Raw genomic sequence first — 22,393 nt, 5'->3', positions numbered from 1 at the left:
TTCACCTGATATTCTACTTATTCCCTCAGGTATATGAAGCATTATCTTCTCCTTGTTGCTCTCAGCATTATTTCTCACGTAGCTCAGGCCCAGCGCGTGCGCCCGCTGCCGGTAGTGCCCGTGGACAGCGCCAGCCAGCGCATCTGTTACCGGGGCACCTTGGCCGCGCCGGCCCTGCCCGCCACTGAACTCTACGGCCGGACGCAGGAGTGGCTGGCCCGGCAATTCGAAGACTACGACGCCGTGGTAAAGTTTTCTGACCCCGGTCGGGGCATCCTGATGGGTCAGGCCATTGTTCGGGCCCACGGGCCGGCCCAGAAAAACCAATTTGCGCGGGAGTTTAACCTGCTGTTCCGCTTTTGCTTTCGGGTGCAGGCGGGCACCCTGCGCTACGAGCTAACGGATATCAGCTACCCCCGGTATACAACCACTTCCGCCGCCGTCGATGCGGGCAACGGGCTAGCGGCGGATGGGCTAGTGGGCTGGCTGCGGCAAGATGAGTTTTCCCGCATCAGCACCAGCGAAGCGCAAACCTACCGGCAGCCCGTGGAGCCGGAGTTGCGCGACTACGACCAGTATACGGAGAAGGGTGCGCCCCGGCCCCGCATGCTCCAGCAGTGCCATGGCATTCAGGAGGCCATGACTACGCTGTTGGCTTCGCTGAGCCAGGAGCTGGTTAGCTCCCGCCTCTAGAGCAAGTAGGGAGCCTGCATTTGTCTGGTAGTTGGTGGGGTAGCCGCAACGCCCGTGGTTAAAGTTGTGTCTGTGATTCGGTTTGACCTACTTGTAGCCCCGTTCCCTTCTTCCGCACCTAGCGCCCGGCTGGGCGCCTGACCAGAAACTGCTTTTCCCTTGCCCCACCTCTTCTTTCAACATGCCACCGCCGGTTGGCTGGCCTTATTGGGGCTGGTGGTACCGCTGGCTATTTACCTCTGGAATCGGCGGCCGGGGCGGGTGGTGCAGGTGGGCAGCGTGCGGTGGCTGGAAGCGGCAGCCAATCGGCGCCTACGCAACATCAGGCCGGAGCAACTGCTGCTGTTCTTGCTCCGCGCCGGTATTCTGGGGCTACTGGCCCTAGCCCTGGCAGGTCCGGCCCAGCGCCAGCCCCTACCCCCGCTGCGTGGACAGGTGCTGCTTAGTGCGGAAGCAACACCCGAGCAGGTAGCCACCGTGCGGCCGGTGCTGGATTCGCTCCGGCGGCGCGGCTTTGAGCTGCGGCGGCTAGGTTCCCACCAACCCATCGGGGGGCCCGTTGCCTGGGCTACCGTGGGGCTCGGCGAGGCAGGCACAGCCCCCAATTCAGCTTCTTCTATTTCCACTGCCCCGCCTACTACACTTCCGCTCAACCTTTGGAGCGCCGCGCAACAAGCCGCTGATTCTTTGCCAAACCGGCCGCTGGTGGTAGTAGCGCCGCTTACGCTGGCCTCTTTCGCGGGCACCCGCCCATCCTTGCCCGCGGCCGTGCAGTGGGTGCCTCTCCCCCTCCCCGATTCCGTGACGTGGCCCGTAGCGGCTTGGCGCCCCCACCCCGACAGCCTTGGGTTGCTGCTGGCTAGCGGTGGCGAAACGGGCATTGCCTTCCGGCGCGTCCGCCGCTCGTGGCCCGCTACTAGCGGCCCCATTACCGGGCTGGGGCCCGGGGTGCAGGTACAATTTGATGCGGAGCAGCAGCAGTTTACAACGAAGAACGCCCGCAATATCAGCCAATCATTGCCTTTCCTGAACCGGCCCCCGCGGCTGGCTGTAAGCTATGACGCGGCCCATGCTTCTTCGGCCCGGGTGCTGGTGGCGGCGTTGCGGGCGGCGGGCTCCGTGCTGCCGCTACCACCGCAGCTAGCCGTTACTACCACCGCTCCGGCCGCTACCGATTCGTTGGACTGGCTTTTCTGGCTGCGCGACTCACCCGTTCCGGCAAGCTGGTCGGCGCGGGTTGGGGCAGGGTTGCGGGTGTGGCAGGAGGCCCGGGGCGGTGGGCAGGCCGTGGCTAGCAGTTTTTCGCCCCCCGGCAGCGCCGCGCCCATTCGGCTGCTACGGCTTGACACCACCCAGGCCCTAAATTCAGCCGCCAATATCTGGCCTCTGGCTACGGGCCAGCCGCTACTTTCCCTGCGAGCAGCCGGCACGGGCGGCTGGTACCACTTGCGCACCCGCCTCGACCCTACCTGGAGCGAGCTGGCCGACAGCCCGGAGTTGCCGGCACTTTTCCTACCCTTGCTGCTGCCTCGTACTACCGCCGCTTCTTCCTTTTCTGACCCGCGGCCTATGCCCCTGGCCTACCTCCAGCCCGGCCCGGCTGCCCAGCGCCCAACCGTTTCCGCGCCGCCCCTCCGGGCACCGGAGCGTGACTTAGCGCCGTGGGTGGTCGGTGCAGCCGGGGTACTGTTTGGCCTAGAGCGGCTGCTGGCTTCCCGGCGGCCCAGCCAGCAGGCCGCCTGAATTCATTTCTGAACCCGCTGCCTTTTCGCATGAGTCCGCTCACCGCCACTGTTTCTGCCCCCGACACCGCGCTGCGGGCCGCTCACCGAGCCTGGGCCGCGCGCCGCACCTTGGTTCTGCTGATGCCAGCCGGGGCGGTGGCTGCATTGCTGCTGCTGACGTACCTGGGTTGGCCGGCCCTGCAACCCGCGGTGCCGGTGGCCGGCGCCGTGGCCGCAGTGGGACTGGGCTGGTTGCTGTGGCGCATTTGGCAGAGCCCCTTACAGCACGTAGCCCGCCGCCTGGATCGGCTGCATCCTGAGTTGGAAGACAGCACAGGCTTACTCCTACGTCCCGGCACGAGTCTGAACTTGTTGGAGCAGCTGCAGCAGGAGCGGGTTGTAAGCCGGCTGCCTCAACTAGCTGCGGCGGCCCCCCTTATTCCTGTTCGGTTCAAAGGCCCCTTGCTAGTTACGGCCGTGGCGCTCCTGCTGGCGGCCCTGGCCTGGTGGCAGCGCCCCGCCGGACTCGTTACGAGTAGTGCAGCGGCTGGCAAGCCCGTACCGGTTCGGTTTGAAAACCAGGCAACCTTACCTGAATCGGCGGCCCGCATCCTAGAAACCCGCTTGTGGGTAGTGCCGCCCGCGTACACCCGGCGGCCCGCCCTGGCCCCAACGGAAGCCTCATTCCGCTGCATTCAAGGCAGCCGAGTGCGCTGGACGGTGCGGGTAAGCCGCCTCGGCAAAACCCCGCCCGTGCTGGAGCTGGGCCGGCGACAGTTGCGCCTGCGCGCGGTGCCAGGTCGCCCCACCGAATTCGTGGCCGAGGCTACCCTGTCGGCTTCCACCTTGTACCGGCTGCGCTTTGCGGGGCAGGTTTCGGAGGAATATGCCATTGAAGTACAGCCCGACCAAGCCCCCACCATTCGCCTAATTACTCCGAAAGCCTACACCCTGGTGGAGTTTGGGCGCCCCCCGCAGGTAGCAGTGCGCGCCCAATTGCAGGATGATTACGGCCTGACGCGCGCCCGGCTGGTGGCCACCATTGCCCAGGGCCAGGGCGAAGCCGTCAAGTTTCGGGAAGTAGCCACCGACCTGAGTGCGGCGTTGCGTGGTCAGCCCACGAGTATCAGCGTACAGCACCTGCTCCGGCTGCCAGCCCTGGGCCTTACGTACGGCGACGAGGTGTATTTCTACCTGCAGGCCTGGGACACTCACCAGCAGCTTACCCGCTCCGACACGTACCTGGTGCAGTGGGAGGATACCACCGTGCAGGAAAGCGCCCTGGATGTTTCCCTGGGCGTGAATGCCAAGCCGGCCTACTTCCGCAGTCAGCGCCAGATCATCATTGACACCGAAAAGCTGCTGGCCGAACAAGCCAGCCTCCCGGCGCCTACCCTGCTGGAGCGCGCTAACGGTATAGGCTTCGACCAGAAGATTTTGCGCATGCGCTACGGCAAGTTTTTGGGCGAAGAGGCCGATGAAAATATTGGGGGCGCTACCCGTCCGCCGGTGGCAGATGAGCCGGCCGAGGAGCCGGGCCTGGGCTCCGTAGTGGCCGAAGACCACACCGAAGCCGCGCCGGCCGCTACCCCCAAGCTCACCGACGGGCACTCGGCCGATGATGGCCACGACCACGGCCACACTCCCCCGTCAACCGATGCCCCGGCCGGTGCGGCCCTTACTGCCGAGCTGATGGAGCCCTACATCCATCACCACGACGATTCCGAAACGGCCGACTTTCTAGAGCCAGCCGTAAAGGCCAAGCTGCAAGCCGTGCTCAGCCAGATGTGGGAAGCCGAGTTGCGCCTGCGTACCGGTCGGCCCCGCGAGGCTCTGCCCTTCGAGTACCGGGCCCTGCGCCTGCTAAAGCAAGTGCAGCAGCAAACCCGCGCTTACGTTAAAAAAGCGGGCTTTACGCCCCCGCCCATGCCCGAAGCTACTACCCGCCTCACCGGCGACCTAGCCGGCACGGCCGCTCCCCAACTTCGGCGACAGGTGGCGGCCTCACCCCGCCAGCCCGTGGTGCGGGCTGCCCTGGGCGTGCTCACCCAGCTGCGCGAACAGCACCGGCCAACCAGCGCTGCCACCACGCTTGACCAGGCCGGGCAGGAACTAGCCCGCGCGGCCCTGCAACAGCCGGGTCGCTACCTCAGCGCCCTGCGCGAGCTACGCCGCCTGAGCACGGCCTTGCGCACTGGGCAGCCCGTTCCGGAAGCGGCCCTACCGGGCATTGAACGGGCCCTAACAGAGCTGCTACCCCCTGCGCCCGTTACGCCGCCCCATCCGCAGGCTCCAAGCAACCGCCTAGCCCGGCGCTACCTTCAGGAGCTAAGTCGCTGAGGTAGCAGCGGCCCCTACCCGTTCCTATCTTGGTCTTATTCACCCATTTCCCGCCGCTGAGCCTTTTTTCTTACCGATGCTGTACTTTCTTGCTTTCTGTCTGCTGCTGGCGGTGGCGCTAACCGTAGCTGCCTGGCGCCGGGCTGACCGCCGACGGCGGGTGTTGCGGATAGGAGCCGGACTACTAGCAGTTGCGGGGCTTTGGCTGGCAGCTTACCCTCCGGTTCGCACCCAACAGCATCCGGCTACCCAGGCAGCTATTCTTCTCACTGATTCCTATTTGCCGGATACTTTACGCCAGCTGCTAGGTCGCCTGGCTCCGGGTACGCCCGTGTGGCGCTACGCGGCCACCGCCCCCGACACGCCTACCCTTAGCAATCTGCTTGCCTTACGTCAGCGCCTGCCTCAGCTGCGTGCCGTGCATGTGCTGGGCCAGGGCGTGCCCGCCGCCGACGTGTCGGCGCTGCAAGGCCTGCAGGTCGTCAGTCATTTGCCACCCGTGGCCGCGGCTTTCCATTCAGCTGCTTGGCCCCGGCAGCCTGAGCTGGGCCAGCCGTGGTCTATTGAGGGCTACTACCAGGGAGAAGCTGGGGAGCCGGCCTGGGTTAGCTTGCTGGCCGCGGGCGCGGGCCGCGACTCGGTGCAGCTGCCCAAAGGCCGCGGCAGCTTCCGGCTCCGCTTTACCCCCAAAACGACCGGGCGGGCGGTGTATACCCTAGTTGCACGCCAGGATGGCCAGCGCCGGGCTCAGGAGCCAGTACCCTTGGAAGTACGTCCTACCCGGCCCTTGCGCGTGCTGTTGCTGGCGGCCGCGCCGTCGTTTGAGGTTCGGTTTCTGAAGAACTACTTAGCGTCCCAGCAGCACGCCGTGGCCTTACGCACGGGACTAAGCCGGGGCCTTACGCAAACCGAATTTCTTAACTTCCCTACCCCCCCAGACCTCACGCGCGTCACCTCCCCTTTGCTGGGCCGCGTGGAGGTTGTCATAACCGATGCTACCTCTTTGGCTTCTTTAAGCGGCACCGAGGCCGCTGCCCTTGCTCAGGCAGTGCGCACTGGCACGTGCGGGCTGCTGCTGATAGCGGATGCGCCGGCCTTGCCGCGAAGTTTACCAGGAGGAAGCAGTCTGTTTCAGCTACAGCCCCGGCCGGCAGCGGCTATGGCCTCTCCGCAGCTTCTGGCCTGGCCGGAGGCGCCGGCTCGCCTGGCTACACTGCTGCCGGCAACGCTTCGCGCTACTACTGGTCTGCGGCCGCTTATTACAACTTCGCAGCAGCAGCCAGTTGCCGCAACCCGCCGCATTGGGCTGGGTCAGGTAGTTGTCACGACGGCTACGGAAACGTTTCCCTGGTTGCTGCAGGGCCAGCAGTCGGCGTACGGCGCCTATTGGAGCCGCTTGCTGACGGCTGTGGTGCCCGCCGCGCCGGCGGCATCGGATATTCAGTTGGCTACCTCCTGGCCGCGCGTACATACGCCCCTGCTGGTTCGGGTTACAGGCTCCGCTAGTGCTGCGCTGCGCCTGCGAGCCGCCGCGGCGCAAACGCCCGTCCGGGTGGCTTTGCGCCAGGATGAGCACGTGCCGGAGTGGGCGTCGGCGCCGTACTGGCCGGCAACCAGCGGCTGGCACGAGGCCCAGGCCGGAACTGCCCGCGACTGGTTTTACGTGTTCAGTCCCGCGCACTGGCGCGGAATTGCCCAGCAAGAAGGGCAACGTCAGCTGGCGCTGCTGCCTACCACGCTACCCCAGCAGTCAGTTACGGAGGCCACAGTTACTACCCACACGGCTTGGCCTCGTTGGTGGGGATACCTGCTGTTTTTGGTATGCGCTGGCTTGCTGTGGGTAGAGGAAAAGCTGTAGGCCTCGGCCGCTGGCTAATAGCGGATATCGGGGTGCCCGCTAAGCTGCTCCTGCTGGGGGTTGCCAATCAGGTATTCCCCTACCCACAGTAAGTGCGCGGGCACTGCATCAGGAGCGGGAGCCGCTAGGGCGGCGCAAGGAATGCCGGCGGTAGCGCTGCTGGCAGCGGTAGTAGCCGGCTCTTCTGAGGATGATAAAACGGACAAGTTGGTACGGAACAGACGGAAGCGGACCCAGGCTGCGGAGTCCGGAAGATAGAGCCGTGTGTGGACGGCATCAGCCTACCGAAAAGGCCCGAGCTCCGCTGTGCGGAACTCGGGCCCTAGGAATAACGTACCGGCCAAACCGGCACGTAATTACTTCTGCTCGGTGGTGGTAGTCGTGGTGGTGCTAGCCTCCGTGGTAGTAGCAGCGGGAGCAGCAGTAGCAGCAGCCGTGGTGTCCATGGTAGCAGCCGTGGTGTCGGTGGTAGCCGGAGCCGTAGCCTCTACCGAAGTAGCTTCAGTGGAAGTGGTAGTTTCTTCAGCTTTCTTCGACTCGCAAGAAACGAGGGTAGAAGCGAAAACAACGGCCAGGGCGGATACCTTCAGGAGGTTCTTCATTTTGGTAGTAGGTTTGGAAAATTTTGTCCGAAAAACGCCCTTCATACCCGTAACAACGAATGGTAACCCAACAGTAGAAATTATTTTTTTACTGGGTTACCAAGCCGGGCTCAACGTATTAAGCAACAAAGCGAATGGGTAAGGGACAACCTGCCTACACTGATGAGGAATTCGTAGCCGCCATCCGGCGCGACGATGACCGGGCGCTGGCGCAGCTCTACCGGCTGCACTTCCCGATGATTTCGCACTACGTGCTGCAGAACAGCGGTACCGAGGACGAAGCCAAGGACGTGTACCAGGAAGGAGTCATGGTATTCTATGAGAAGGTACGGGAAGGCTCCTTGGAGCTCAGCTGCCAGATCAAAACATACCTCTACGCCGTATGCCGCCGCCTCTGGCTGAAACGGCTCACCGAGAAAACCCGCTTTGGCGGCCGCCTTGATGACCATGAGCCCTACCTCGAGACCGGTGCCGAAGCCGACCTGGAAGTAGCCGAGGAGCGCGACCGGCAGCTGGGCACCATGAGCCAAGCCCTGGAACGGATTGGGGAGCCCTGCCGCTCGCTTTTAGAAGGATTTTACCTGCTCGATAAGTCGATGCAGCAGCTTACCACGGAGTTTGGCTACACCAACGCCGACAACGCCAAAAACCAGAAATACAAGTGCCTGGTACGACTTAAAAAACTGTTTTTCAGTCAGTATCAGGAACACGAGACCTAGCCACGGTGGTTAGCAATAGGGAAGTAACGGCTTATGTGGCTACTGCTTTCTTTGCCCTGACTGCCACCCCCCGAAATGAAAACCGAAGCTGATTATTACGCTTTATTTGATGCTTACCGCGCGGGCACTCTCCCCGACGATGAGCGCGCCGCCCTGGAGCGCCGCCTCAGCGCCGACTCCGAGCTGGCCCGCCGGCTCCAGGAATTTGAGGAGCTGACCGGTACGCTCACGGCCTACGGCCGCCGGCTGGCGCTGCGCCGAAAGCTGCACGCCATCCACGCCGACATGGATGCGGAGCAGGCCGTGCGCCTGACCCCGCTGGCCAAGGTAGCCGAGGAAGACGAGCGCCACGAGCGGTTTGCCAACGGACAAGCTCCTCGCCCCGCGCTGCGTATCTCGCGCACCGAGCAGAAACTCCGCGCCTTCTGGAACAGCCACCGCGCCACCATGATGGTAGCCGCTTCAGTGGCAGTAATGGCTGTGTTTGCTACCCTTCTGGGGTTGGAGTGGTGGCGGGCTTCTCAAAAGTCGTCCCTGTACGGCTACACGGTCCTGCGCCGCGAGGTAGAGCGCATCAAGCGTACCCAACGGTCTATGAACCGGACGCTCACCCAGATTGAGTCGCAGCCGGAGCGCAGCAACCCCGGCAAGTTCAGCGGCACGGGCTTCGCCCTGACGGCCGACGGCTACTTGGTAACCAGTTACCACGTTATTCAGGGAGCTGACTCCTTACTGATAGAAGGCCACGACCGGCAGCGTTTCCGGGCCGAGCCGGTATTTACTGATGTGGCCCACGATTTGGCCATTCTGCAGATCAAGGATAAGGGGTTCAAGGGCTTTGGCCGTTTGCCCTACGCCTTCAAGCGGGGCCAGTCGGATTTGGGCGAGAAGGTGTATACCCTGGGCTACCCCCGCGAGGACCTAGTATTTAACGACGGTTCCTTGAGCGCCCGCTCCGGGTTTGAAGGCGACACAGGTTTTTATCAAATCAGCATTCCAGTAAACCCAGGCAACTCGGGCGGCCCACTCCTGGATGATAAGGGTAACCTGATTGGGGTTATTAGCGGCCGGCAGATGGACGTGCAAAGTGCTGCTTTTGCCACTAAATCATCGTATTTGATGCGGTTGGTTGACTCGTTGGGTGCTGCCGGTGCGGGTGAGCCTTACAATATGCCCCGCACTAATCAACTCACCGGTACCTCGCGGCCCCAGCAAATCCGGAAGCTGCAAGACTACGTGTTTGTAGTTAAGGTGTACGAATAAGCAGTTACCTCCTGATAAGGTGTTCCAAGGCCTCGCCAAACTGGCGAGGCCTTTTTTGTGGCCTTCAGAGGTAGGTATATATTGCGGGCAGGGGCGATGAAAAGCTTGCGCAGGAAATTACGGGCTATAACTAGCTCACTGGCTTTGCGTTACTACCGAACTCCTAACGGGGTAAGCTGCTATTGTTGGCTCAGCTATATCAAAAATGCACGGTCTTGCGTACAGATTTTTCGGTGGTCACCCCACTGCTCTCCAAGCTTCTTCCTTAACCCGTTTCCTACTTGCCCGCTATGAGCACTCAACTCGCCAAAGACATCGAAAAAATTGCCCCCGAAGATATCATCAACACCCTGCAGAGCGCTTACAAGGTGTTTCAAGGGGAACATGACCAACTAGACGACCTGCTCAAGCACGGTGGACAGCTCATGCGCAAAGTAACGCAACGCTTCACTCCCACGCAGCTAATTGTAGGCATTGCCGTGGTAGCCAGCATCGCCGTTGTTGCCGTGGCAAAAGCTACTGAGCCAGACGAGCACGCCGAATAAGCTTACGCATCTCTATTTTGAAAGCTCCCTACCTAGTAGGGAGCTTTTTTTGTCTTATCTATTTATATGGTTTTTTAAATAAATAATTCAACATATACTTGCAACACGTCAACCAAACATTTCTTTCGTTATGAAAATCTCTACTTTCGCCGTGTTGGGAGCCGTGTTGCTGCTGGGTACTGATGTGGTAGCTGCTACTGCCCCGCTGGAAGAAACTGTCACACCCGTTACCATTATTCCTTCCCTGAGCTCGAGCACCGATGCTGCCTCGCACAGAGGCTGGATTAAGCGCAAGAAGCGCCGCGTTACGCCGGCCTACCGGCGGACTATGCGTCGGCGGTAACGCACGCCAATTGCTAGTAGCGTAGCCTGGAAACCAGAAAAGCCCTGAGTTACCCCTACTGGTAGTAGTGGATGGCTCAGGGCTTTTTATGGATTCAGCATTTAAATGGCACTGATAAGCCCGTTTGCGCTGGGAGCAGTATACAACTCCGTGAGAAGCTGAACAGTTACTTGAGCGTGCAACTTTTCAAGCTTAGATAGTAGCGGTGCATTACATCATTATATTTTATATGGTATAAATAAAATATTTTATTTACCATTGCATATAAGTTCAACTTTATACCTGCAAAGTTCCATGAGAAACCTGTTTACTTCGCTCGTCGTTCTGGTGACCTTTAGCATCATCGCCCCCGATGCAGCCCAAGCAGCGCCGGCTAGGCCTACTCCGGGCGGTGGACAGCGCGTAAGAACTGGTTTATTTGGCAAGGCACTGAAAAAACGCCGTCCGCCAGTCTTGCCTTACGAGCGGGCTTTGCGCCGGAACGAGCTGTTCCGCTAGCCACTGCCTTTTACCTGGTTAGTTCAACCAGTAGCGTTATTGGTCTTAGGCAGCGGGCTCCAATACGGCAGGCTCGTTGTGGGCCGGAGAGTTTACCAGGGTGCTTACCACGTATTCCCGCATGGCCTCAGGAGCGTACGGGCGTAGTAGTTCCTGGTGCGCGGCTACCCCTGCTCCATCGTCGAGCCAAGCTAGCTCCGCCGAGCGGTCCGGCAGCAACACAGGCATACGGTTATGAATCGGCTCCATTAGGCTGTTGGGCGCCGTGGTGATGATAGTGAAAGTAGGTAGTACTTCTCCCGTCTGCCGATCCAGCCACTCATCCCAGAGGCCGGCGAATGCAAAGGGCTCCTGGGAGGTAAGCAGGATGCGGTGCGGCACCTTACCATGGTCGGTTACCTGCCATTCATAAAAGCTATCAGCTAGCACCAGGGCCCGCCGACGTTGCAGCAGCGTCCGGAAGGACGGCTTCTCGCTGAGCGTTTCGGCGCGAGCATTAATGGGCCGGGGAGCTTTCTTTACATCCTTCACCCAGCCCGGTAGCAAACCCCACTGCATCAGCTGAATGCGGCCAGGGTCGGTGTTCAGAATTACGGGTAGCTGTTGGGAGGGCGCCGCGTTGTAAGTGGGTGCCGAAGGACCGGCAAAAGTGGCTTCGAAACGGGCTTCCAGCGCCGCTGCGGGCGGGGTGACAGTATAACGACCGCACATACACTACGTTGGGGTTGGTGAAACCTGTTTTACGTAGGCCGCCCCGCAATAGCCATCAAAAAGCCCCGGCTAACCCAAAGCCGACGGTTTGCATAGAAAATCCGGGTTTTGCTAGGCGTTTACGTCGCGTAGCGGGCGAGCAGGCTAGGCCGACTCCTGCCGGGGCAAGCGGATGAAGAAGGTGGTTCCTTTCCCCTCCTCGCTCTCAAACCAAATGTGGCCCCGGTGTAGCTCCACAATCACCTTGATAATGGACATGCCCAGGCCCGTGGTCTTCTCCCCGCGCAGGCCCGGCCGCCGGGCCGGCGTGAACCGCTCGAACAGCCGGTCCTGAAACTTCTGCGGAATTCCGATACCAGTATCTACCACCGTAAGCAGTACCTCACTACCCTGATCCTGAAGCCGGACGTGGATGTGGCCGCCATCGGGCGTGAACTTCAAAGAGTTGCTAAGCAAGTTGTTAACCACCTGCATAAACTTGTTACGGTCGAGGTGGAGGTAGCAGGTTTCCGGGCTTTCAAAGGAAACGTGCTTATTTATCTCGGCTTCGGATTTCTGAAACTCTTGCACTATCTCCCCAACCTCAGCGGCCAAGTCTACGCGTTCCAGCTTTAGATTGACACCCGAGGACTCCAAAAATTCATTGTCTACGAAGTCCCGAATCAAGTTTACGCTGTCCTGGCAGGTAGTCTGCATGGTGAGCAGTAGTTCAGAGAGCTGCTCGTCGTGCAGGGTTTCAATCCGCTCACTGACGTAGCCCGCGACCTGCTTTATCATGATGAAGGGACCGGCCAGGTCGTGAGACAGGATTTCGAGGGTAGTGTTCTTCTTCTTGTTGAAACGGTCGGCGTTGTCCATGTACTCGCGGGTGCGGGTGGTATCCTGCACGGTGCCGCTGAGGTAGGTTTGGCCCGGAGCCTGCTCCACGCGGCCCACCGTCAGGCAAAGCCACTGGGGCCGGCCTTCAGTACCGGGCGGGGGTAGCAGGCGCACCTCCACGTCTTCCACAAACTTGCCGTTGAGCAAATGATTCAGCCGGGCGGCGGCGTACTCCTGGTCCTCGGGGTGCAGGCGGGCCAGTAGCTGCGGCAGTTCTTCATTAACGGCCTCGGGCTGGTGCCCCAGGATGGCTTCGTAGGCCGCACTCACGTACTCTACCTTTTTCGCCTCCACGTGGTATACGAAGTATAGCGACTGGCTACGCTCAAACAACGGACGAAATAGAGCAACAAAATCAAGCATAGCTTTGCGGGAATATTTAATTACACATACGCAGGCGGAAGCGGGGCGTTTCCAACGGTTCTCCAGGTCGGCTACATCCTACTAAACCCTGCTTGCGTGCGCATGATCCAAGAAGGGAGGGCTCGGTTTCTTGCTCCGGGCCCAGGCGAAGGTACTCGGCTTGGGGTAAAGCAGTTCTCACGCTTCCTTCAGCCCCTGATAGTGCCATCACACACCATTCAGCAGGTAGCGTGACCAGGGCAAGGGTAGGTAGGGAAATGAGTAGGGGCAGCACAGAGTCAGCAGCAGAAAAAACTAGCGCCGCTTGGGCACAGCCCAGCGTATGCGCCTGCTGGTTAGTACGGCGAAAAGCGCCTGGGGGCTGCTGTTGAGCTAGCTTAGGGGCCTACGGACTGCCTCTCTTCGGCATCTATCAAGAGCCGTGTCCCGTACTCAAATGAGCTGGCTTTTCAGCTTACGCTTGCTGCCTTTGCTTACGATGAAAAACCGTTCCGTAGTTTTCCTGGCCGGCCTGGCCCTGGTAGTAGTTGGCAGTGCGTACCTGCTGCCCCACCTAGCAGCGGCTCCGCGCCAGACAAGCCCCCTTATTGCCCCGCAGGCCACGCCGCGACTGGTAGCCAAGCAGTTCAAGTTTACGGAAGGCCCCGCCGTGGACAAGGCAGGCAACGTGTTCTTCACCGACCAGCCCAACAACAAAATCTGGAAGTACGGCACCGATGGGAAGCTGTCGGTTTTTTTGGAGCCGGCCGGACGTGCCAACGGTCTTTATTTCGACAAGCAGGGCAACTTGCTGGCCTGTGCCGATGAGAACAACCAGCTCTGGTCCATCAATCCGCAGGGCCAGGCCACGGTGCTACTGCAAGACGTGCACGGCCACCGCCTCAACGGCCCGAATGACTTGTGGATCAGCCCCCAGAGTGAGGGTATTTACTTCACGGACCCGTACTACCAGCGCACATATTGGGCCCGTACTACCCCGGATGCCGGCCTGGGCGGGCAGAACGTGTACTACCTAGCCAAAGGCCAGCGCCAGCCCGTGGTGGTAGACGACCAACTACAAAAACCCAACGGTATTATTGGCACGCCCGACGGCAAACAGCTATACGTGGCTGACATTGACGCCAACAAAACCTACCGTTACCAAATCGGACCCGATGGGAAACTGACCAACCGCCAGCTATTCGTGGAGCAGGGTTCCGATGGTATGACCATTGATAACCAGGGCAACATCTACCTGACGGGCAAGGGTGTAACGGTGTACAGTCCGGCCGGGCAGCAGCTCACGCACATTCCTATTCCGGCCGAGTGGACCGGCAACGTGTGCTTCGGGGGCCCGGACCGCCGCACCTTGTTTATTACAGCATCCGAGGCAGTATATACCCTGGCCATGCGCGTGCAAGGCGTGCAGTAACCCGAGCACGTAAACGAAAGCGGCCCCGCAGGTAGTAGCTAGCCGCATCCAGCCTAGCACCGCTAGGGGTTTCGGGCTGGCACGCGGGGTTTCTCAGCAGTACGTTACCCGGCATTCCGCCAGCCACGCCATAGCGGGCTGCTCATCCGCGAAGCGACGGATATGATACGGTAGGTTGTCGAAGTAGGTGAGAGGCGGCACGGAAGCATCGGCTTCCAACTCTGCCAGATGATTGGGCACGAACAGATAAGCCATAAATACTTGGCCTCCCAGGCGCGCCATTACCAGGGGCAAAAATGTTTCCATCATCCAGGCCACGCCCTGCTGGTTGGCATTGGTACGGCGGCGCCCATCTACCAGCCAGTAGCGACAACCCGGCTGCTGGGCTATGGCTAGCACGGCGCGGTAGCCTTCGTGCAGTTCCTGGGAGGTAGGCTGCCGGAGCCAGCGCACAATAAGCACGTCCAGGTCAACACGGTGCGTCACCTGCAGGTAATCGGAAATAGCCGGAGACACCATAGGACAGAAGCAAGTGAGGACCAGACAAGATAACCTATCAGCCGGCGCTTTGCAACCGCCCGGCTAGGCACCAACGCGGTGCCTAGCCGGGCGGGCCACGTAGCATTGCACGCACGAAACCACACGCAGCAACCTTCTCGCCTTCAACAAGAACTGAGCTTAACTGAGTAGATCTACTGACCGGGCCAGGCGTAGGGCCGCTTGTCCGGCCTCATAGTCGAGGGCATCAATGCGCAGCTCCAGCAGGGCCTGCGCGGCCGGCCCGCTCCGCTCAATTTCCCGCAAAGATTCTTCCTCCCGCAACGCCAGCCACGCCGCATCTTTAGGCGCACCGCTGGCTGCTGCCAGTGGGCGCAACAGCGGTAGCAGCTCCCCTAGCACCGCCTGATGCCGGACAGCGCGGGCCCGCAGCTGTACCAGCTCCTGCCGCAGCCGAGTTGCCTCGTGCGTGCAGTCGCGCAAGCGGCCTTGCAGGGCCACCCGACTGGTTGCATCAAGGGCAGTAGCAGCCGCGGTGGCGGCAGCTGGGTTCTCCAGCACAGCCATAAGAGGTAGTAGCTTGGCCCACATGGCGGCGGGCAATACCCGGCGGCCCTGCTCAGCCATGGAAACCTGGGCGCGGGAAACCGAAAGATATTCCGCTAATTGCGCCTGCGACAGGCCATAGCGCGCCCGCAATGCTTGCAGCGTAAGTGGAGTAGGATCAGAAGCCATAAACTGGCTAACGAGAATAAGGCTTGTTTTGTGTCACACAATTATAAATTACAGCAAAATGACACGAGCATTTGTGTCGCATGCTGGTAATTATTTTAAGTTTGACACAAACTCGATTGTCATTGATATCCAGGTTTTTAGTCCTGTGTCATTAATAAGGCAGCAAGTAAGTTGGCTGGAGTCCACTGCATTTCACTTATCATACCAGAGTATATTCGCAAGGGCACTGCCTATCTGGCCAGGGGCTAAGTAAAAGGATGACGGCGGTGGTAGTGGAATGCAGGCGCCCGCATAGCAAAGCGTTTCGGCTAGGCCTTTTGCACTAGCGGCTGCTTTCCGTGTGCTATTTAGGAGGCCAACGTGGGTTAGTCGGGTAGGCAGGGGTAGGGGCATAAAAAAGCCGCTGCCCGAGGCAGCGGCCTTTTCCGTCGCATTGGCCGGCAATTATCATTCATCCACCCTACTCCTTTTGCCGGAGCCAACACTACGCGGTACGAGTCTTCCTTTCCATAAACCCTACGCGCGCTGAATACTTAATGAGTCAAAGGTATGGCTGTGTCCAGGCCCGCGCTGTAGTATTGGACCAATGGAGTCTGCGCCCAGGCCAACGCACTGATCTACACGGCGGAAGCGAAAAACTACAGCATAGCGTCATGAGTTGCGGGTGCAGAGCAAGGCGGTCCGTAACGCAATGAAAATGAAACAGCGCAGATTCTGAGCAGCATTCGTGTTATTCACTTTCTTCTTAAGCTTAAAGCAAGCTTCTGTGCCGAGCTACGCTGCTTCACTTACACGATAAAAGCCCTTAGGGTATGCTGGTTGGCTGCGTTCAAACAGTTTTATAACTGCCCGTCCTAACTCATTATAAGTTGTCATTCGCACGCTACTCAGTATAGTTCGCAGGTCGGCCTGTTTCGGGCTGGCTCTGACTAGCGCTTTGAGTTTACTGGAACACTACCTGATATGTGAAGTAGCAGAACGTCTATCCCGCTATACGCGCACCTGAGTGTGCGGCTAGTTACGGCTAGGAATAGTGCTGTTTCATTTGCTCACATACCATAAGATATGGCTATATAAACGGTATTGTTCAACTCATTAACTATAACCTTCTACTTTTGCGTAGCAATCCGGCTAGGTAATGAGCCAATTTGCTTAGAAGGCAGTTTTCAAATTTTTACCAAACATTGCACTAATTCTACTTTTTTTTAACTATATTCAACTTTCCTCGTTTAATACCACACGTTCTATTACGTCACTACCCATACCCACCGCTTATGCGCTCTACCTTACTCTTCTCTTCCCTTGTTGCCCTGCTAACCTTTTCCTTTACCGCATCGGCTCAGACCACGGAGCCTGCAACGGAGCGCTTAGCCCTGGCAACAACCACTGCCACCGCTGCACCGGCTGCCCGGCTGGAATGCACCCAGTTTACCGGCCAAGTGCTCAACGACGAGGGCAAGCCTCTGATTGGAGCTACCGTGCAGCTGGTGGGCAGCCGCATTCCGCAGATTACGAACTCAGAAGGCAGATTTGTAATTAAGGACCCCGTTTATCGGGGCCAGGTGCTGCATGTGGCCGCCGCTGGTTACGTCGACCGGGACTTCCCGCTTACTACCTGCGAAGCGCCGGTAGTAGGATTGGAGCTGGCTGAAGGCACCCGTATTAAGCGTAACGGCAAGCATGCGGGTCAGATTATTCGCTCGGGCCAAGCATACCGTCAGTAGCCCAACGCCCCAACTATTGTGCTGTTGGTGCAGCCGAAATTAGCGGAATAGCTACCTCTTCCAGAATTCTACCTGGCTCACGGAATAAGGTGAGTTTATAAAGTCGAAAAGCCGCCTTAGCCTGGGCGGCTTTTTGCGTTCTTCACAAGACTTACTATACTTTATATAGAAAGCTGTTCCTCAGAACTTTGACTTAGGCTGCCAGGCTGAGTGAGATTAGACAGTCGGGGTAATTGCCACTAGGCAAACGTAGTTCTCCTACCCTACTCAGGATGCTAGCCCAAAGCGCTACTAAGCGCGGGCCGTCTGAACCATAAGCTTCGCGGTTTTGGCTTGTTACGCCCAATCAAGCGAGCGAGCCGGACGCTTTGTGGCGGGGCCGCAATTCGGTAGCAAGCATTCTTATAAGAAGGATGTGATATTGCTGCTGCATTCATACCTGCTCTTTCATGCACGACAACGCACTACACGGAAATATTCTGCTGGTTCTGGGGTTGCTGTTTGCCATGCTGCTGCTCGTTATGCTGGGCCAGAAGCTGCGCATCTCCTACCCTATTTTTCTGGTGCTGGCCGGGCTAGCGCTCAGCTTTGTGCCCGGACTGCCGATCATTGTTATCAATCCGGACCTGATTTTTCTGATTTTTCTGCCGCCTCTGCTCTACCAGGCCGCCTGGGATACTTCGTGGCAGGATTTCTGGCGGTGGAAACGACCCATCGGACTATTGGCCTTCGGGCTGGTGTTTTTCACTTCTACTATTGTTGCCTACGTGTCCAGGGCCATGATTCCGGGCTTCACCCTACCGCTGGGGTTCCTGCTGGGTGGCATCATCTCGCCCCCCGACGCGGTAGCGGCTACTTCCGTGCTGAAAGGTATCAAAGTGCCGCGCCGCGTAACCAGCATTCTGGAGGGAGAAAGCCTGATTAATGACGCCAGCAGCCTGATTGTGTTTCGGTTTGCACTGGCTGCTGTGGTCTCGGGGACGTTTTCCTGGCACGAGGCCGTTGCCAGCTTTGTGTTGGTCAGCGGTATGGGCCTGGTGGTGGGGCTGGCCGTAGCCTACGGCTTCTACCTGATTCACCGCTACCTACCCACTACGCCTAGCATCAATACGCTGCTCACCTTTCTGGCGCCCTACGTTATGTACTTGCTGGCCGAGGAGTTTCACTTCTCGGGGGTGCTGGCTGTGGTCAGTGGCGGGCTGCTGCTTTCTCACCTCTCTCACCGCGTATTCGATGCCGACACCCGCCTGCAGGCCACCAGCGTGTGGGCCAGCGTGGGTTTTGCCCTCAATGGGCTGGTGTTTATTCTCATTGGTCTGGAGCTGCCCGTGGCCGTGGAAGGTCTGGGCTCCTACTCCTTGCAGCAAGCCATCACTTACGGACTGATTATCAGCGTCATGGTAATTATCATTCGACTAGTGTGGATGTATCCGGCGGCCTTTATTCCGCGTTGGCTTAGCCCCCGCATCCGCGCCACAGAAACCAGTCCGGGCTGGCAGGGGACGCTTATTTTGGGGTGGGCGGGCATGCGGGGGGTAGTATCCCTGGCCTCAGCCCTATCGGTGCCGCTGCTGCTAAACAACGGGCAGGCCTTTCCCCAGCGCAACCTGATCCTGTTCATCACCTTCGTGGTTATTCTGGTGACCCTGGTGTTTCAGGGCCTGACCCTGCCGGCTCTTATTCGCTTTACGGGGGTAGCGGAGCAGGAGGAGCGCATGCCGCCCGAAGAGCAGGAAGCTGGCATTCGGCTGCGCCTGCGGCGGGTAGCCCTGGCCCACCTGGCCCAGCAGTACGCCCCCGATATCGAGAACAACGAGCTCATCAGTGCCCTGCAGCACCGCATGCAGGCCGAAGCCCAGCGCACCGGCAACCTGCTCGAAGCCCTCGACTACGACGAGACAAAGCGCCGGGCCCTGCAGCGCTACCACCAAGTGCTGCTGGATGTGCTGCACGTGCAGCGGGAGGAGCTATTTGTGCTGCGCCGCGAGGATGTATTTGAGGAAGAAATGCTGCGGCACCAGGAGGCCCAGCTAGACCTGGACGAGGCCAAGATCAGTCACATGCCGCACTAGGCGCGACCCTGCTCATCAGGTCCATTCTTGGTACTCCCGGCCACCAAGCTCAGTAGCACGAAACACACGATGCGTGAAGCTGATCAGTGCGGCTGAGGTATTTAATCGGAAGAAATTGGAAGTGGCCCGAAAGACTGCTCAACCATTAACTACCTGGCTTACAACCCGTATAGACAAACTGGTTTTTCCTTTCCGCTTCTTCACCTACCCTCTTGCTATGGATCAGAACGAGCATAACCGCACCCAGGCCCAGGCTGCCAACGACGGCACCGCTGCCTCCCGCCCCGAAAACGCGCACGGCGTAAGCGGCCAGCAGCAGGGCGCTGCCAATCAAAACACGGACAAGCCCAACGATACCAGCGGCCGCCACGGCGGAAACCACGGCGGAAACCACGGCAACGACGGCGGCGAAACTGTTCGGGATGCCAAAGGCAGCAGCCACCGCGGCGACGAGCCCAACGCCGAATCGGAAAACACGGGCGGCGGCGACGATAACCAGGGCAAGCACCACACCCAGCATAATACCAAGGACCAAACCAGCTACGGCACCGGCAACGCCGCTCCCAGCACCGCCAACGACGGCGGCAAAATAGACGACGCAAACAACCAGTAGCCCAGCCAACTCGCTTTTTAGCTCATTACATACCCCGGCCCCACGGATACGTATTCGTGGGGCCGGGGCGGTTTTATTAGGGTGCGTCTCCGAACAAAAAAGTCCGTTCTGCCGCGTGTAAGGAGGCATTTCGCTCGAATCATTGGGCAGGAACTTCAACGTCAGCACGCGAGATACTGCATTGCGCTCAGCATGACGAGCAGCTAGCCTACTGTCTGCGTAACTGCGAACTTGGGGCGCCGCGTTGCTTACCCCGCCACGCTCGTTTCGCGGTGGTACTTGCTGCGGTATTGCTTGGGTGAGAGGCCGGTTACGCGCTTAAAGGTGAGACGGAAGGCTTTCGGATCGGTGTAGCCCACGTTGTACATCACCTCGTTCACGTTTTCCCGCGTCGATTCCAGGCTGCTTTTGGCAACTTCTATTTTCACCCGCTGAATATACTCGACCACGGAGTTTGAAGTAGCTTTCTTGAACCGGCGCTCCAGGTTGCGCCGGCCCAGCGCCAGCATAGACGCCAGCTGATCCACGGTTATTTTCTCGCGGTAATTTTCCTCGATGTAAGTCTGGGCTCTTTTGATGGGCTCATCTTCGTGCGCCTTCTGCCCATTGAACACCACGAAGGCGGACTGGCTAACCCGTTCAATATCAATCTGAAACACTTTAGCGCAGAACACGGCCATTTCCCGGCCGGCGTACTTCTCAATCAGGTACAGCACCAAGTTGAGGTAGGAGAAAGCGCCCCCGCTAGAATAGATGCCGTGCTCGTCGGTAATCAGCCGGTCTTCCCGCAGCTCCACTTCCGGAAACATGCGCCGAAACTCGTTGGCAGCCGCCCAGTGAGTGGTGCACTGCCGCCCCGCCAGCAGGAAAGCGCCCATGCACAGGCTGGCTACTTCCGCGCCGCGTTGGTACTGCTGCACAATCCAGGGCAGGAACTCTCGGTTCATTTCCAGGGCCTGGGCTAGGTCCCCATCCACGGCCGGAATAACAACCAGATCAGTACGGGCAACTTCCGATAGGAGCAGATCAGCCGCTACGGTGTAGCGGCCGCCGCATACGCGCGTATCGTGGCTGAGCCCCACTAGTTGAATTTGGAACAGCGCCGGCCGGCCCATGCGCTGTAGTAGCGCATTTACCTCGGCAAACACCAGTCGGGGCCCCTCAATGCTGCCCAGAATGGCCCCTTGAGGAACCAGAATTGAGATGTGCTTCATGGTAGGGAAAGCTAAGAAAACGGGATGTCGCAATCAACCCTGAATTAGTCGGAATCAGCCCTGCTAAAGCAAACGCGGCTTTGCTAATTTTGTTGGCGAACAAAGATAGCCAGGGGCCAATATTACTACATTCATTAGTAGCAACACCCCGCTAGCTAGCCCGCTTTTTCTCACTTTTTTCTTACTACCTACTCATGAGCACGTTCCACCTCACCCCCTACCTTACCTTTCCCGGCACCTGCCGCGAAGCCATGACCTTTTACCAAGCCTGCCTGGGCGGCGAGCTAATGATTCAGCCGTTTGCCGGCTCGCCCGCCGCCGAGCACGTAGGCGAGGAAGCCCAAAATGGTGTTCTGCATTCCAGCCTAACCCGCGAAGGTTTCACGCTGATGGCCTCCGATGAGGGCATGCATAAGGTGGTGAAAGGCACTATGGTGTCGCTGTCCTTGAATTGCACCAGCGAGGAAGAAATCCGGCAGTACTTTGATCGGCTTTCCGAAGGCGGTACCGTCACAATGCCCTTGCAAGACACTTTCTGGGGCGCCACCTTCGGCATGTTCACCGACCGGTTCAGCATCGACTGGCTACTCAACTACGACAAGCAACCCCAGCAATAACCGCCTCATCCCTACCCGAATAGCGCATGAGTAAGCTAACAGTTGCCATGTACCTGACCCTGGACGGCGTGATGGAAAACCCGGCCTGGACTAGCCCCTATTTCAACGAGGAAGTGGGCCAATTGCAGCAAGAGTTGCTTTTCGCTAGCGACGCCCTGCTGCTGGGTCGCGTAACCTATCAGGGCTTTGCCGCCGCCTGGCCCACCATGCAGGACGAGGATGGCTTCGCCGACCGCATGAACCGCTTGCCCAAATTTGTGGCCTCTACTACCCTGGAAACGGCGGCGTGGAACGCTACCTTGCTGCGGGGCGACGTCGTGCAAGAGGTAGCCAACCTAAAGCAGCAGCCTAACCAGAACCTGCTGCTGTATGGCAGCGCCGAGTTGGTGCGCACGCTGCTACCTCATCACCTGATAGACGAGTTTCGGCTGATGGTGCACCCCGTGGTACTAGGCCAGGGCAAAAAGCTTTTCACCGAAGAAAGCCAGGCCACCCTTACCCTCATTGACAGCACAACTACCCGCTCCGGCGTGCTGCTGCTCACCTACCGGCCCGTCCGTTCCTGAGCCCACCGCCGGGGTAGCGTCCGGGCAGGCGTAATTCACTGCCAGCAAGTCGATTGTCATTTTTTAGCACGCCTGCGTCATGGTCGAAGTGTTTAAAACCAACGTCAGAGCCCGGCGTCACGCCCGGCTGATTCTGGATCAGATTCACCAGAACTTTCAGGACTACCACGCGAATTTCGACCTAGAGGACTGCGACAATATTCTGCGGGTAGAATGCCGGGGCAGTTTTATTCAGCCTTCCCTCCTGATTCAGCTGCTGGCTGCAGCTGGTTTTCGGGCGGAAGTGCTGGCCGACGAAGCGTAACCAGCGCCCACCAACACGCCCCAAGCCCCACCTTCAGAAGCGGCTCTGAAGGTGGGGCTTGGGGCGTGCCCCGCTGCAGATGAGGCCTGTGGTTAGTAGGG

At 59.2% G+C, this 22,393-nt stretch carries 23 protein-coding genes; 16 read left to right on the top strand and 7 right to left on the bottom strand.

The features are described 5' to 3' along the window. Nucleotides 1-33: 33 nt before the first annotated feature. From MWH26_RS19095 to MWH26_RS19080, 4 genes are all read left to right on the top strand, one after another. Nucleotides 34-693, top strand: a complete 660-nt coding sequence (locus MWH26_RS19095; RefSeq protein ID WP_247975514.1) for a DUF4468 domain-containing protein — start codon at nt 34-36, stop codon at nt 691-693. Nucleotides 694-852: 159 nt separating this feature from the next. Beyond that, nucleotides 853-2,436, top strand: coding sequence for a BatA domain-containing protein (locus tag MWH26_RS19090; RefSeq protein ID WP_247975513.1), 1,584 nt, complete (start codon nt 853-855; stop codon nt 2,434-2,436). Between the two features lie 29 nt (nt 2,437-2,465). Next, complete coding sequence (locus tag MWH26_RS19085) at nt 2,466-4,757, top strand: DUF4175 domain-containing protein (RefSeq protein WP_247975512.1); 2,292 nt, start codon at nt 2,466-2,468, stop codon at nt 4,755-4,757. Between the two features lie 76 nt (nt 4,758-4,833). Continuing rightward, on the top strand, nt 4,834-6,615 hold the full coding sequence (locus MWH26_RS19080; protein WP_247975511.1) for a hypothetical protein: 1,782 nt from the start codon (nt 4,834-4,836) through the stop codon (nt 6,613-6,615). A 14-nt stretch (nt 6,616-6,629) separates the two neighbouring features. Here the strand turns inward: MWH26_RS19080 and MWH26_RS19075 are convergent, their stop codons facing one another. Then, a complete protein-coding gene (locus MWH26_RS19075; RefSeq protein ID WP_247975510.1) occupies nt 6,630-6,821 on the bottom strand; it encodes a hypothetical protein in 192 nt (63 codons plus the stop codon). Between the two features lie 150 nt (nt 6,822-6,971). After that, entirely contained in the window at nt 6,972-7,217 is a 246-nt protein-coding gene (locus MWH26_RS19070; RefSeq protein ID WP_247975509.1) for a hypothetical protein, read from the bottom strand. A gap of 134 nt (nt 7,218-7,351) precedes the next feature. Here MWH26_RS19070 and MWH26_RS19065 point away from each other — a divergent pair, with 134 nt between their 5' ends. The 5 genes from MWH26_RS19065 to MWH26_RS19045 all read left to right on the top strand — a co-directional run bounded on the left by MWH26_RS19065 (nt 7,352) and on the right by MWH26_RS19045 (nt 10,585). Beyond that, nucleotides 7,352-7,936, top strand: coding sequence for an RNA polymerase sigma factor (locus tag MWH26_RS19065; RefSeq protein WP_188557839.1), 585 nt, complete (start codon nt 7,352-7,354; stop codon nt 7,934-7,936). Nucleotides 7,937-8,011: 75 nt separating this feature from the next. Continuing rightward, on the top strand, nt 8,012-9,199 hold the full coding sequence (locus tag MWH26_RS19060; RefSeq protein ID WP_244694469.1) for a trypsin-like peptidase domain-containing protein: 1,188 nt from the start codon (nt 8,012-8,014) through the stop codon (nt 9,197-9,199). A gap of 290 nt (nt 9,200-9,489) precedes the next feature. Then, nucleotides 9,490-9,744: a hypothetical protein gene (locus tag MWH26_RS19055; RefSeq protein WP_247975508.1), complete on the top strand. Its 255-nt coding sequence runs from the start codon at nt 9,490-9,492 to the stop codon at nt 9,742-9,744. A 130-nt stretch (nt 9,745-9,874) separates the two neighbouring features. Next, the gene (locus tag MWH26_RS19050; RefSeq protein ID WP_247975507.1) at nt 9,875-10,087 is read left to right on the top strand and encodes a hypothetical protein; all 213 of its coding nucleotides are present in this window, start codon (nt 9,875-9,877) and stop codon (nt 10,085-10,087) included. A gap of 294 nt (nt 10,088-10,381) precedes the next feature. Then, nucleotides 10,382-10,585 carry a hypothetical protein gene (locus tag MWH26_RS19045; RefSeq protein WP_247975506.1) on the top strand — a complete coding sequence of 68 codons (204 nt, stop codon included), beginning with the start codon at nt 10,382-10,384 and terminating at the stop codon, nt 10,583-10,585. Between the two features lie 45 nt (nt 10,586-10,630). On the opposite strand, the gene MWH26_RS19040 is transcribed toward MWH26_RS19045, so the two are convergent. Together MWH26_RS19040 and MWH26_RS19035 are read right to left on the bottom strand one after the other, a co-directional pair. Then, nucleotides 10,631-11,296: an SOS response-associated peptidase gene (locus tag MWH26_RS19040; RefSeq protein ID WP_247975505.1), complete on the bottom strand. Its 666-nt coding sequence runs from the start codon at nt 11,294-11,296 to the stop codon at nt 10,631-10,633. A 144-nt stretch (nt 11,297-11,440) separates the two neighbouring features. After that, a complete protein-coding gene (locus MWH26_RS19035; protein WP_247975504.1) occupies nt 11,441-12,538 on the bottom strand; it encodes a PAS domain-containing sensor histidine kinase in 1,098 nt (365 codons plus the stop codon). 478 nt (nt 12,539-13,016) lie between these two features. On the opposite strand from MWH26_RS19035, the gene MWH26_RS19030 reads away from it, so the two are divergent. Further along, nucleotides 13,017-13,949, top strand: coding sequence for an SMP-30/gluconolactonase/LRE family protein (locus MWH26_RS19030; RefSeq protein ID WP_247975503.1), 933 nt, complete (start codon nt 13,017-13,019; stop codon nt 13,947-13,949). 93 nt (nt 13,950-14,042) lie between these two features. Here the strand turns inward: MWH26_RS19030 and MWH26_RS19025 are convergent, their stop codons facing one another. Together MWH26_RS19025 and MWH26_RS19020 are read right to left on the bottom strand one after the other, a co-directional pair. Beyond that, nucleotides 14,043-14,468 carry a hypothetical protein gene (locus MWH26_RS19025; RefSeq protein WP_247975502.1) on the bottom strand — a complete coding sequence of 142 codons (426 nt, stop codon included), beginning with the start codon at nt 14,466-14,468 and terminating at the stop codon, nt 14,043-14,045. Nucleotides 14,469-14,627: 159 nt separating this feature from the next. Then, on the bottom strand, nt 14,628-15,182 hold the full coding sequence (locus MWH26_RS19020; protein ID WP_247975501.1) for a helix-turn-helix domain-containing protein: 555 nt from the start codon (nt 15,180-15,182) through the stop codon (nt 14,628-14,630). Between the two features lie 1,274 nt (nt 15,183-16,456). Between MWH26_RS19020 and MWH26_RS19015 the strand changes: the two genes are divergently transcribed. The 3 genes from MWH26_RS19015 (at nt 16,457) to MWH26_RS19005 (ending at nt 19,591) form a co-directional block, all read left to right on the top strand. Beyond that, a complete protein-coding gene (locus tag MWH26_RS19015; RefSeq protein WP_247975500.1) occupies nt 16,457-16,906 on the top strand; it encodes a carboxypeptidase-like regulatory domain-containing protein in 450 nt (149 codons plus the stop codon). Between the two features lie 449 nt (nt 16,907-17,355). After that, complete coding sequence (locus MWH26_RS19010; RefSeq protein ID WP_247975499.1) at nt 17,356-18,978, top strand: Na+/H+ antiporter; 1,623 nt, start codon at nt 17,356-17,358, stop codon at nt 18,976-18,978. 217 nt (nt 18,979-19,195) lie between these two features. Then, complete coding sequence (locus tag MWH26_RS19005; protein ID WP_247975498.1) at nt 19,196-19,591, top strand: hypothetical protein; 396 nt, start codon at nt 19,196-19,198, stop codon at nt 19,589-19,591. A 248-nt stretch (nt 19,592-19,839) separates the two neighbouring features. On the opposite strand, the gene MWH26_RS19000 is transcribed toward MWH26_RS19005, so the two are convergent. Then, nucleotides 19,840-20,805: a GlxA family transcriptional regulator gene (locus MWH26_RS19000; RefSeq protein WP_247975497.1), complete on the bottom strand. Its 966-nt coding sequence runs from the start codon at nt 20,803-20,805 to the stop codon at nt 19,840-19,842. A 194-nt stretch (nt 20,806-20,999) separates the two neighbouring features. Here MWH26_RS19000 and MWH26_RS18995 point away from each other — a divergent pair, with 194 nt between their 5' ends. The 3 genes from MWH26_RS18995 to MWH26_RS18985 all read left to right on the top strand — a co-directional run bounded on the left by MWH26_RS18995 (nt 21,000) and on the right by MWH26_RS18985 (nt 22,292). Further along, nucleotides 21,000-21,422: a VOC family protein gene (locus MWH26_RS18995; RefSeq protein ID WP_244694457.1), complete on the top strand. Its 423-nt coding sequence runs from the start codon at nt 21,000-21,002 to the stop codon at nt 21,420-21,422. A 26-nt stretch (nt 21,423-21,448) separates the two neighbouring features. Next, nucleotides 21,449-21,988 carry a dihydrofolate reductase family protein gene (locus MWH26_RS18990; RefSeq protein WP_244694456.1) on the top strand — a complete coding sequence of 180 codons (540 nt, stop codon included), beginning with the start codon at nt 21,449-21,451 and terminating at the stop codon, nt 21,986-21,988. 79 nt (nt 21,989-22,067) lie between these two features. Then, nucleotides 22,068-22,292: a hypothetical protein gene (locus MWH26_RS18985; RefSeq protein ID WP_247975496.1), complete on the top strand. Its 225-nt coding sequence runs from the start codon at nt 22,068-22,070 to the stop codon at nt 22,290-22,292. Nucleotides 22,293-22,393: the final 101 nt, after the last annotated feature.

It is taken from the genome of Hymenobacter sublimis (genome assembly GCF_023101345.1).
Taxonomy (GTDB): Bacteria; Bacteroidota; Bacteroidia; order Cytophagales; family Hymenobacteraceae; genus Hymenobacter; species Hymenobacter sublimis.
Note: the sequence above shows the minus strand (reverse complement) of the source record. Positions and strands in the feature narration are given on the sequence as shown.

Coding starts and splice junctions, on each gene's coding strand:
- MWH26_RS19080 (WP_247975511.1), top strand. CDS start 4,834: ATGCTGTACTTTCTTGCTTTCTGTCTGCTGCTGGCGGTGGCGCTAACC.
- MWH26_RS19020 (WP_247975501.1), bottom strand. CDS start 15,182: ATGGCTTCTGATCCTACTCCACTTACGCTGCAAGCATTGCGGGCGCGC.
- MWH26_RS19010 (WP_247975499.1), top strand. CDS start 17,356: ATGCACGACAACGCACTACACGGAAATATTCTGCTGGTTCTGGGGTTG.
- MWH26_RS19050 (WP_247975507.1), top strand. CDS start 9,875: ATGAAAATCTCTACTTTCGCCGTGTTGGGAGCCGTGTTGCTGCTGGGT.
- MWH26_RS19035 (WP_247975504.1), bottom strand. CDS start 12,538: ATGCTTGATTTTGTTGCTCTATTTCGTCCGTTGTTTGAGCGTAGCCAG.
- MWH26_RS19040 (WP_247975505.1), bottom strand. CDS start 11,296: ATGTGCGGTCGTTATACTGTCACCCCGCCCGCAGCGGCGCTGGAAGCC.
- MWH26_RS19045 (WP_247975506.1), top strand. CDS start 10,382: ATGAGAAACCTGTTTACTTCGCTCGTCGTTCTGGTGACCTTTAGCATC.
- MWH26_RS19005 (WP_247975498.1), top strand. CDS start 19,196: ATGGATCAGAACGAGCATAACCGCACCCAGGCCCAGGCTGCCAACGAC.
- MWH26_RS19085 (WP_247975512.1), top strand. CDS start 2,466: ATGAGTCCGCTCACCGCCACTGTTTCTGCCCCCGACACCGCGCTGCGG.
- MWH26_RS19000 (WP_247975497.1), bottom strand. CDS start 20,805: ATGAAGCACATCTCAATTCTGGTTCCTCAAGGGGCCATTCTGGGCAGC.
- MWH26_RS19055 (WP_247975508.1), top strand. CDS start 9,490: ATGAGCACTCAACTCGCCAAAGACATCGAAAAAATTGCCCCCGAAGAT.
- MWH26_RS19070 (WP_247975509.1), bottom strand. CDS start 7,217: ATGAAGAACCTCCTGAAGGTATCCGCCCTGGCCGTTGTTTTCGCTTCT.
- MWH26_RS18990 (WP_244694456.1), top strand. CDS start 21,449: ATGAGTAAGCTAACAGTTGCCATGTACCTGACCCTGGACGGCGTGATG.
- MWH26_RS19015 (WP_247975500.1), top strand. CDS start 16,457: ATGCGCTCTACCTTACTCTTCTCTTCCCTTGTTGCCCTGCTAACCTTT.
- MWH26_RS18985 (WP_247975496.1), top strand. CDS start 22,068: ATGGTCGAAGTGTTTAAAACCAACGTCAGAGCCCGGCGTCACGCCCGG.
- MWH26_RS19025 (WP_247975502.1), bottom strand. CDS start 14,468: ATGGTGTCTCCGGCTATTTCCGATTACCTGCAGGTGACGCACCGTGTT.
- MWH26_RS19030 (WP_247975503.1), top strand. CDS start 13,017: ATGAAAAACCGTTCCGTAGTTTTCCTGGCCGGCCTGGCCCTGGTAGTA.
- MWH26_RS19065 (WP_188557839.1), top strand. CDS start 7,352: ATGGGTAAGGGACAACCTGCCTACACTGATGAGGAATTCGTAGCCGCC.
- MWH26_RS18995 (WP_244694457.1), top strand. CDS start 21,000: ATGAGCACGTTCCACCTCACCCCCTACCTTACCTTTCCCGGCACCTGC.
- MWH26_RS19060 (WP_244694469.1), top strand. CDS start 8,012: ATGAAAACCGAAGCTGATTATTACGCTTTATTTGATGCTTACCGCGCG.
- MWH26_RS19095 (WP_247975514.1), top strand. CDS start 34: ATGAAGCATTATCTTCTCCTTGTTGCTCTCAGCATTATTTCTCACGTA.